The organism is Ruminococcus sp. 1001136sp1 (assembly GCF_039841815.1).
Taxonomy (GTDB): Bacteria; Bacillota; Clostridia; order Lachnospirales; family Lachnospiraceae; genus Blautia_A; species Blautia_A faecis.
This window is the reverse complement of the sequence record NZ_JBDPGY010000042.1, coordinates 1-9,296: the sequence shown is the minus strand read 5'-3', so window position 1 is coordinate 9,296 and position 9,296 is coordinate 1. Positions and strand designations below refer to the sequence as shown.

Here is a 9,296-nt window from a genome sequence, read left to right as displayed (position 1 = left end):
TGTAAAAAAAAGTATCAAAAGTAACCCATTCCACTAGCTTTGCCACGGTATATACCGTTCCAGATCTGACGGTCGTTAGATTTGATACCTTTTTGATCTTACATTCCTAGCTGGTGATCCCGGTCATCCGAAAATCACCAGCCAGAAACTCACTTGTAACACTATGCCGCTAGCATTTCGATCTGGTCTGATTTCAGATCATAGTGATAAATATGTCTGGTAAGCACATCCTCTTCCGGGATTGCTTCTTTTATTGTCTCTTCCAGAATTGTTTTCAAATTTTCAGGCTCCACACTTTCCTCATCATGAATCATCACCTCATGAACACTTGTAAATACCAGATACAAGCCATCTGCCCCAAGCTTATGACAAAATGTCTTTGCAACTCCCGGATAAAAGATTGCCACTGCCCCATTTGTTTTTGAACTTGTACTCATACAGTTTCCTATCCCGCCTTTTTCCGGAATATAGTCAGAAGCATAGATATCCTCTCCCTCATAAGCCGGATTCAGAACCAGTTTCAATAATTCGCATACTCTTGGCGGCATCATCGACATAGTATTTTTCATAGCTTCCTCAAAAACATTCTCTTCCTTTACAGGCCATTTCTCGACATAGCTTAAAGGTACTTTACAGCTCGTAAGCTTTCCATCCTCGTCAGAGATTTTCATATATAAAGTCAATGCGATTTCTCCGTTCTGCTTGTAAAGAGAATTTTCCAGTTCTTCCTTTTTCTTTTCCATATTAAGTGGTCTGATAAACAGCTCGCCCTTTACCTGTTCATAGCACTGCAGCTGTTTCAGCTTGCCTGGGATTCCCATTTTCAGGAAATTATCTGTTGACTGTTTGACCGCCTGTACAATCTCAGTGAGTGTTTTTCCTTCTGTTTTCATTTTACAATATGTTTTCTCTGTCAGCAGACGAAGCTTTCCGTTTTCATTCGTGTACACATTCATACAATCCTGTGTTTCCTCTTCATCCGCTGCACAAAATTCCACTCTGAATCCTGTCTCTTTCTTGATTTCCCTTACCAGTTCTTCCACAAATTCTTTATAATCCATATTGATTTATCCTCCATTTTCTTTGCTTTATGCTGCACTTTTGGTTCGCTTCAACCCATTGAGCGCTCTTTTATAAGTCACCTGATCCAGTTCCTGTATAGATGTGATTCCATACCGTTTCAGGATCTGCTGCATCGTAACTCCTGTTCTTCCAAGCTCCGCATACAGAATCTGAATTTCCCCATCTGATATTCTCTGGACTTGTGTTTTCTCATCATCAGGCTTTGTCACCTGAACAGAAGCTGTCTGTGCCACCTGATAGCTATATACCGTTTCACTTCTCTGGTTTACAATCTCCAGTGCTGTGATCACCTTGTCGGCGGTGGTCTGGATAGTTTTCACTGAAAAGCTGTCCTTCACAGACTTTCTCCCATTCTTCTCGCCCATCCGCACTTTATTTATGGGAATATAAATAAAAGGAGCCGAATACAGCTCCCGTCCAATACCAATATTAAAGCAGGCTCGTTTAAAAGAGTCCGATGCGGCACCTTTCGCCTTTTCATAGTCGCTTTCTGTTCCTACGTCTTCTTTCTGAACCCACTGCTTTTTCTCATCATCCCAGATGCTGAGGATACAGTACAGCTCATTTCCAATCATATTATGCCTTCTCTGCCATCCGCAGATTCCAAACACTTCATCCAGTATCATCTGATCTACCCTTGCATTTTTATAAAGGAGCAGAGTGATTCCCTGCTCCATGATTGCACCTACACGGCACTCAATCTCTTCCGGATTTAAATTCCGGATTCTTTTTTCTGCCATAATCTTTCCCCCTGTAATCACTACGCAACAGATAATTTTCTATATGAGCTGACATTGCTGTATTCTGCAAATATCTCTGGCTTTTCCTTGCGGAGTCTTCTGCTGTCCACAGATTCCCGGCTGATTTTCTTCCAGGAAACAACGATTCCATCTAATTCACCAGTCTCGTACTCCCCCATCACAGCCTTAATCCGGTTAGCCAGCCCTGTCTTCTGCTTTTCAAGTTCTTTCACCTTGTAATCAACATCCTGGTACTGTGCTATAACCTTTTTCATATCTGCTTCAAGCTGAATCGTATCCGCTACTGAATCACTATATTTTTCATTCAGATATTCCCGGGTTGCCTCAGAATCATCTACAACAGGCTCTGTGCCTGTAAGTACGCACTCTTCCCAGAACTCCTTTTCCCTGGCGGTCAGTTCTTCAATTAATGAATCATCTCTGTAAATTGTAGTGAAGACAAATTTATTGCCGCCAATCAGTGCTGCTATATATGCCTTATTCATGCCGCAAACTGCCAGATAATGCTGTACCTGCAATACATATTCCTCGGGTACACCATTTTCCCACTGGTCAGCCTTATACTGGCTCGCTGTCTTTGCTTCAAAGATACATTTCTCCCCCCGCTCATCTGTAACAATTCCGTCTACATCTGCAAACAGATACGGATACTCTTCGTGAAAAATCATTGCATGTTTCTGGCGCACCTTAAGCCCGGTACGGTTCATAAACTCCTTGCGGATAATCGGTTCCATCACATTCCCCCAGTAAGTAAATTCATTTCCATTATCTGAAACTGGCAGCTTTCCTGTTTTTTCTTCCCACAGCTGTAAAATACTTCTGTAAGGATTCTTTCCCATAATCACAGAAGCATCAGAACCGCCGATTCCGTTTCTTCTAAGCTGTAACCATTCTTCTCTTGTAAGGTTTCCTGTCGGTGTCATTTTTCGTCTCATAATTCCTGTCCTCCTGTTTTTCAACTTTCCTGCTTTTTATTTCTTACAGTCTTAACTATTTATACTACTTCTGGAAGGTCATATCCTTCCAGATCTTCGACCTCATGTCCCACATACTCTTCCAGTTCCTGATAGGAATGGTCTTTTACACCAAGCCATTTCTTGTACATACCTTCCAGAATCCCGCTTGACATATTCAAAAGGTTTAAAAGCGCAACGTCACTAAGCTGTGCAGATTTTGCCAGAAGCACCTCATATAACGAGGAAAATGTTTCAATCTTGTATGCCTCGGCGATCAGATCCATCGGGTTTTCACTCAGCAGATGTTCTCTGTAAGTGGAAAATTCTCCGTAAAGTTTCTGGACAAACTCCTGTTTTAATTCCTCTTTCACTTTTTGCTTCATTATGTTCGTCTCCTATACTCTGAAATAACATAGGACTATCGCATCCGCTGATATCCATACAAGATATAGATTTAATTATGATTAACATCCATATTCTGTATAAAACTGCTTATTGCGATAGTCCCATCGGTAATTCATGCTGCCTTGACCAGCTGGTATGCCCGGTCAATCATTGGGTTGCCGTCTGCTGTTCTGGCGAAAATATTCTCTTTATAATTTGCTGTCTTTCTTCTTGGCGTAGAATGTGTTGCAAAATCAGATACCGCATTTACAAATCTATATCCGTTGTTTCCAACGTCTTTCAGATCAGGTGCATCAAAATATCTCATTTTCATGTCTGCTCTCAGTTTTTCTACACCACGTTTCTGAAGCAGAGAATAATTTTCTTCCATTGGAAGAAGAATCTTAATATAATCCAATACCTGTTTCTCTGACAGCTTGATTTTCCTCAGATTCTCAAATTCCTGTCCCAGCGCAGTCATGTATTCATCTGCCAAAAGCAGAGTGTTCTTGGCTTCTTCAATTTTTCCACTGATATCCCCTGTATGGATCATAGACCAGCTACGCTTTGCAGTACGAAGCGCCAGGTTCAGTGTGTTATTGCAGACTACACGGATTGGTGTAAGGGCAGTCTTCACGGCTCCCGATCCATCGTGGGTATTGGAAAATACCATATAGGGGCTGATTCGCTCACCGCCAATGATAAATTCCCTTGGCAGTCTGGCAAGCATCCATACACGGCGCCCTTCCTGTAAGGAACCGGCTGTCTCATAACGGATGCCCTCACCAAGTAATGCGTCTGTAAAAGCAAAAGCTTCTTCATTCTGGATTACTTTGTAACGATCCGTTACCACGCCTAACACCTTTCGATCAGAACCCCTTACATTCGCTTTGTACCCCTGGAGCAGTTCTTTATTTTCTGTGTAGACTGGCTCCTGGAGAACTTTCCAGTTAAGCCCTGCAAGCCGTAATGCATCTTTGGAATTTGGTGCTTCTGCTACCATGATTCCCAGTCCATGCCAAGGTTTCTCTCTTGTATAAAACATACTCTCTACGTTTGCTGCCATAATCATTTCTCTCCTTTTCTTTTCATGATCTCGTCCCATATTACAACTGCTGCTGATAAAATACTGATAATAATTCTCTGCAATTACGCTTCCCCCTTATTCATCACACTGAAATACTTTTCCCTCACCTTTTGCCAGACGGATGCAGTTACTTTTTCCATCATAGCAATAGATCTGTTCTGTCAGCTTCTCTTCTGGTTCTTTTACTGTCCTGGATCCGTTGTGCAGTCTTCTCTGCATTTCTTCCACTGATAAATCCGCCCTTACTGCGGATACCATGACTTCATGGACAGATGTAAACACCAGATATAAGCTTTCTGCACCCAATACTTCACAGATTTTTCTGCAGATTCCAGGATAGAAAATTGCAGCTGCACCATGCTGTAGTATGGTGGTGCTGATACACTTGTCCCCATTTCCTTCCAGAAGGATGGAAGAACTGTCCTCTTCCATGAAATCTTCCCCTTTATACTCCTGCATAAACAGGGCTTTCAGAAAGTTGTAATATCTGGCAGGATATAATTTTGATGAATTCCTCACTGCAGCCTTTATTACTTCGTTTTCATCTGTCTTCCATAATTTTAGAAATTCCGGGGCAACTTTCAGTCCGATCATCTTACCGTTTCGGTCTAACAGTTTAAGGTTTGGACAAATTGCAATATCACCGACAGTCTGATATACGCACTGTGTCAGTTCTTCCTCATTGTAAATACTTTCTGCACTAATAAATAAACGCTCTTTTGCCAGCTCATAATTTTTGCACTGGCTGACTGCCTGTGCCAGACAGAATCTGTCATCCTCACGGATCGTCCCGATAACTGAATCTGCTATGGATGTAATACTTTCCCCAATCTGGTATCTGGCATACAGTTCCGGGACTCTGATTGAAATAACAGATGCATCTCTGTCTGTATTCATATAATGAATTTCCAATGTCGTGTCAGATGTCGGTCCTTCATCCGTCAGACTCCCCATACAGTCAGATTTCCAGCCTGTCTGTGAATAAATCGTTTGTTTTAATGCCTCCATGAACTCTTTGTAATTTAACATTTCATGCCTCCTTTTTGATGAACGTAAAAGAGCTGAAACGCATACTCACGTTTCAGCTCCGTATAACAGGTTGCTATTTGTTATGTAATTGGTTTCCTCCTTCGTGGAAATATTACATCAATATAACTTTCAGCTCTACGCAATAAACACATCAATTACTTAGGCTGTCCTTTTTTATCTCTTTTTACTTTTAGTCTAGAATTGAAGATTTCCCTAATCTCCTTCTTTCCTTTTTCTGTATCTAATTCCTGTATGCTTATTTGACCTTTACTAATCTGAACTAAAACAGCAATGTATGCTTCTCCCAATGCTGCTGTTAATGCCGCAGCTGTCGCAGCTGAAATAGCACCTCCAACTATAGAACCCGCTCCAGGTATGGTCTTTATTATTGCAGCGACAATCGTTTTGCCAAGTACTGTTGCCCCAGCTGTTCCAATTGTACCTGAAATAATAGTACTTAGAGTTCCTTTTGCAATCGATAGACCAAATGTCCTTGTTATCTTTGCCATCATTGCCAGTTCCTCTGGAACAAGTAATGCTGCGTCTGAAAATGGAATTGGACTTGCACCTGTAGCCGCAGCTGTTGCGGCAGCTACAGCTACTATAGAATTTGCTTTATCAACCTTCATTTTCAAGTCTACACATTGAATTGCAACAAAAGTCTTTTTTACTGATTCCGGAATTACTTGAAGGATTATTTCAGCCAATCGGTCTAATCCATAGGCTTTTGCAGTATAATCTTCATCAATTTCGTAATCCTCTGCCAAGACTGGAATAATATCAACCACGTTCAGATTTTCCATTTTAATCGCATTCAGCATTTCCTTAGCATCTCTTTTAGAATAAGATTGTGTCAAGACAATAATAATCGGTACATTATACATTCCTGCACCATTTATAAACTTTTTCAAAAAATCAATTTCAGCTTGCTCAAAACGATGAACTGGTGTACTAACGCAGTAGCAAATACAGTGAATTGCTTGATCTAAGTTACCACTTCTTACACCTTTGGCAATCTCCCCTAAAATCTGATTTAAAAGATTATCTACATCATTTTCCCCATCTAATTCCAGACCAGGTACGTCATACAAAGCTAATGGGAATCCTTCTTTCTCTATTTTCTTGATTTCTTGCGTAACTGGTCGTCCAATACCTGTTTCAACAATTTTCTCACTGAATAAATTATTAATTAAAGTACTCTTTCCAACCCCAGTTTTCCCCAATACCATTATATTGAATTTATTCAGACTTTTATATTCCTTTTGAATTGTTTGCAATAGCTCATGCGCCATTTCTTCTGTACTATAATTCAGCATTTTCCTTCTCCTTTTTCAGACTATCTGTTTTTACAATTTCCGGTCCCCAGTCATCTTCATCTTTTGGTTTTTGTTTTACTTTTTGATTGTATAGCTTACTTGCGCTCCATTCCATTACCTTTGGAACTACAACAAATGCAGCCGCAGTAAGCACAATGCTTCCAACAACATATGTTGTTTTACTTTTCTTTTCGCTCCTATGATTGTCTCCCATAAAACCACCTCGTACATTTATCATTCGTTATTAAAGTTTCCTTCATTATACGCTTTTTTAGTTTTATTTTCAACAACATTATAGTTTATTTTGTACTGCATATTCTTGCTAAAATAGCAGTAAAGGAGAGACCGATAACATGAAAAATTTAAAAACTTTACGCCTATCCAAAAACTTAAGTCAGCAGCAGCTGGCATTGCGTTTAGACCTCTCACAGCAAACTATATACAAATACGAAAACCAAATTACCGAGCCAGATATCGCAACCTTAATCAAATTAGCGGATTATTTTAATACATCTGTGGATTACCTTATCGGCAATACTGATAATCCACAACGTCCTGGAGCTTATAACGAAGAAAATCTCACGGATGCAGAACTACAGCATCTTAAAATGTATCGTAATTTATCAGATAACATTCAGTCTTCCCTTGACAATCTGATATTTGAATTTTCAAAACACAGCCTATAGGCATAAAAATAATTTTTAATAGACAGATTCATTAACTTAAGCAGCTTGGGACTAAAAACCAAGCTGCTTTTATTTTCTACTATTCGTTCAAAATCTGTCTGCTTTTGCCAAATATTCCTCCAAATCCTCTTTTCGTATTCTCCATCTGCCTCTAACCTTAAATGCCTTTATCTCTTCCTGTTTTATCATGTTCAATATCGTTGTTCTTCCAATATGCAATAGTTCTTGACACTGAATCAATGTTAATATTTCGGGTATCGTTTCTAACATAGCGCCCGCTCCTTCCTTAATGATATTCTTATCTGACTGTTTGTCGTCATTTAAATACAAAAAATCATTTTCGTATAACAATATCGTAATACGGTGTATAAATGGCACCGCATAAGTTCCATTATATATACCTTACAGAAATCTTTTTTTCAACCAAAATATACTCTCCCAATGCAGTAGCATCCACCCAGAGCGAAAATTGGCGAAATCAAGAATGCGTGTACTAAAACCCCAAAACAGGAGGAAATAAGAAATGAACCAAGTGTTACTCCAGCAAGAAAACAATGCCGCAATGGCAATACATACCTTTACCTATGGATTTCGAGTTTCTTCGGAAACTTACTTTGCGCTCTTTGATCTATTGATAAAAAAAAGAGCGGCACACAAAACAGATTACTTCGTAAAATATACCACTACAGATTATCGTTCTTTAGGTATAAACAGAATAGAATTTACGACATATGATCCCCAAAGCTATAATCCAGTATATTATATTAACTTTACAATCAATCCTCGCATATTGACCGGCGAATATACGAAACTATACACCCGTATCATTGAAAAAGCTAATCTAAAAAAGCTTCCCATCACTGTCAGTTCTGTATTAACAAAATTATGTAATATAAGTGAAAATATATTGAACGATGGTAAATTTCGCAGAATCGACTACTGTTGTAACCTATGGTTTTACGACCAGGAAACAGCTGAAATATATTTATATTTACTCAAACAAGCTAAAATTCCTCATCGTTTCAAAGTAAAAAAATATTATAATCAAAAACAGAAAAGAAGTACTCCTGAAACCTTCGCTATTACGATCAGTTGTAAAAGTTATGAGCTTTCAATATATTTGAAATATCCACAGCTACAGATAAAAAATGCTCAGGGATACCTGGACGATCCGCAAGAGCTCAATAATGCTCTTGGACAGCTCCGAATAGAATTACGTGAACAACGTACAAAACTATTAAGTGATAAAAAGAAATGTCATTGTACAGAATCAGAACTATTAGATGGCACCAATACGCGTCCTCGTGAAACTCTGTGCAAGCTTCTGAAACAAATGTACGGTGCTGGTGATTTTCTACTGTATAGCGATGCTCGTGAACAAATTGCGAACAGCCGTTACTCAAAGGGAGTAAAACGTAAAATGTTAAATGTATTATATGCAGTCAAAAAAAGACATGGACTTGATTCACAAAAAAATCACCTTGATCCAGATATACTTTCCGGTGCCATGCCTTATTTTAATGAACTTGACATTTCTCCAATAACTCTCTCAGAGAAAAAAGCAAAATATTGCAGTGAAGAAGTATTCCCAAATCCGTTAAAATATATCCAGGGTGAAACAATGGATCTATTGGCGGACGCAGATGTCCTGCAAGCAGATCAGCTGGACAATGATTAATGCATAGTATTTGAAATCTCAAAAAATACAGCTTATTGTTAGATTATATATTACAACGCTACTCAGATTTATGTAAGCCGGTAAGAGGCAATGGCCGTGGCAGGAAGAAAAAATAATCACAAGGCGAAGGCTTGTCCGGGAGAATTCCCGCAATTCCTTTTCGCATGAGAAAAGGCGCACCAATACCTGCCACTAAGTAGGTATAGAAGTGCGCCCTTAGTTCCTAAGGGATAGGTAAAGTAAGCGCTTAATTTTTAGGTATGATAGAAAAATCCCCGACTACTTTTCAGTAGCCGGAGCACCTTGACAATTCACA

Annotated in this window: 11 protein-coding genes; 2 read left to right on the top strand and 9 right to left on the bottom strand. The window is 39.3% G+C overall.

Annotation, left to right across the window (positions count from 1 at the left end; genetic code table 11):
- Positions 1-161: 161 nt before the first annotated feature.
- The 8 genes from ABHC48_RS20120 to ABHC48_RS20085 all read right to left on the bottom strand — a co-directional run bounded on the left by ABHC48_RS20120 (position 162) and on the right by ABHC48_RS20085 (position 6,830).
- Positions 162-1,061, bottom strand: a complete 900-nt coding sequence (locus ABHC48_RS20120; RefSeq protein WP_195700471.1) for a DUF5688 family protein — start codon at positions 1,059-1,061, stop codon at positions 162-164.
- A gap of 27 nt (positions 1,062-1,088) precedes the next feature.
- Complete coding sequence (locus tag ABHC48_RS20115; protein ID WP_195700470.1) at positions 1,089-1,823, bottom strand: hypothetical protein; 735 nt, start codon at positions 1,821-1,823, stop codon at positions 1,089-1,091.
- 20 nt (positions 1,824-1,843) lie between these two features.
- Complete coding sequence (locus tag ABHC48_RS20110) at positions 1,844-2,779, bottom strand: lambda-exonuclease family protein (protein WP_195700469.1); 936 nt, start codon at positions 2,777-2,779, stop codon at positions 1,844-1,846.
- Positions 2,780-2,838: 59 nt separating this feature from the next.
- Complete coding sequence (locus tag ABHC48_RS20105) at positions 2,839-3,183, bottom strand: DUF3848 domain-containing protein (protein ID WP_195700468.1); 345 nt, start codon at positions 3,181-3,183, stop codon at positions 2,839-2,841.
- Between the two features lie 134 nt (positions 3,184-3,317).
- Positions 3,318-4,250: a DUF932 domain-containing protein gene (locus ABHC48_RS20100; protein WP_347506024.1), complete on the bottom strand. Its 933-nt coding sequence runs from the start codon at positions 4,248-4,250 to the stop codon at positions 3,318-3,320.
- A gap of 96 nt (positions 4,251-4,346) precedes the next feature.
- Positions 4,347-5,300, bottom strand: coding sequence for a DUF5688 family protein (locus tag ABHC48_RS20095; RefSeq protein ID WP_195700466.1), 954 nt, complete (start codon positions 5,298-5,300; stop codon positions 4,347-4,349).
- Positions 5,301-5,455: 155 nt separating this feature from the next.
- Positions 5,456-6,616: a GTP-binding protein gene (locus ABHC48_RS20090; protein WP_195700465.1), complete on the bottom strand. Its 1,161-nt coding sequence runs from the start codon at positions 6,614-6,616 to the stop codon at positions 5,456-5,458.
- Positions 6,603-6,830: a hypothetical protein gene (locus ABHC48_RS20085; RefSeq protein WP_195700464.1), complete on the bottom strand. Its 228-nt coding sequence runs from the start codon at positions 6,828-6,830 to the stop codon at positions 6,603-6,605. Before ABHC48_RS20085 ends, ABHC48_RS20090 begins: the two co-directional genes overlap by 14 nt.
- A gap of 139 nt (positions 6,831-6,969) precedes the next feature.
- On the opposite strand from ABHC48_RS20085, the gene ABHC48_RS20080 reads away from it, so the two are divergent.
- Positions 6,970-7,302: a helix-turn-helix transcriptional regulator gene (locus ABHC48_RS20080; RefSeq protein ID WP_195700463.1), complete on the top strand. Its 333-nt coding sequence runs from the start codon at positions 6,970-6,972 to the stop codon at positions 7,300-7,302.
- A gap of 87 nt (positions 7,303-7,389) precedes the next feature.
- On the opposite strand, the gene ABHC48_RS20075 is transcribed toward ABHC48_RS20080, so the two are convergent.
- Positions 7,390-7,572, bottom strand: a complete 183-nt coding sequence (locus ABHC48_RS20075; protein ID WP_195700462.1) for a helix-turn-helix domain-containing protein — start codon at positions 7,570-7,572, stop codon at positions 7,390-7,392.
- Positions 7,573-7,825: 253 nt separating this feature from the next.
- On the opposite strand from ABHC48_RS20075, the gene ABHC48_RS20070 reads away from it, so the two are divergent.
- Positions 7,826-8,980, top strand: a complete 1,155-nt coding sequence (locus tag ABHC48_RS20070) for a hypothetical protein (RefSeq protein ID WP_195700461.1) — start codon at positions 7,826-7,828, stop codon at positions 8,978-8,980.
- Positions 8,981-9,296: the final 316 nt, after the last annotated feature.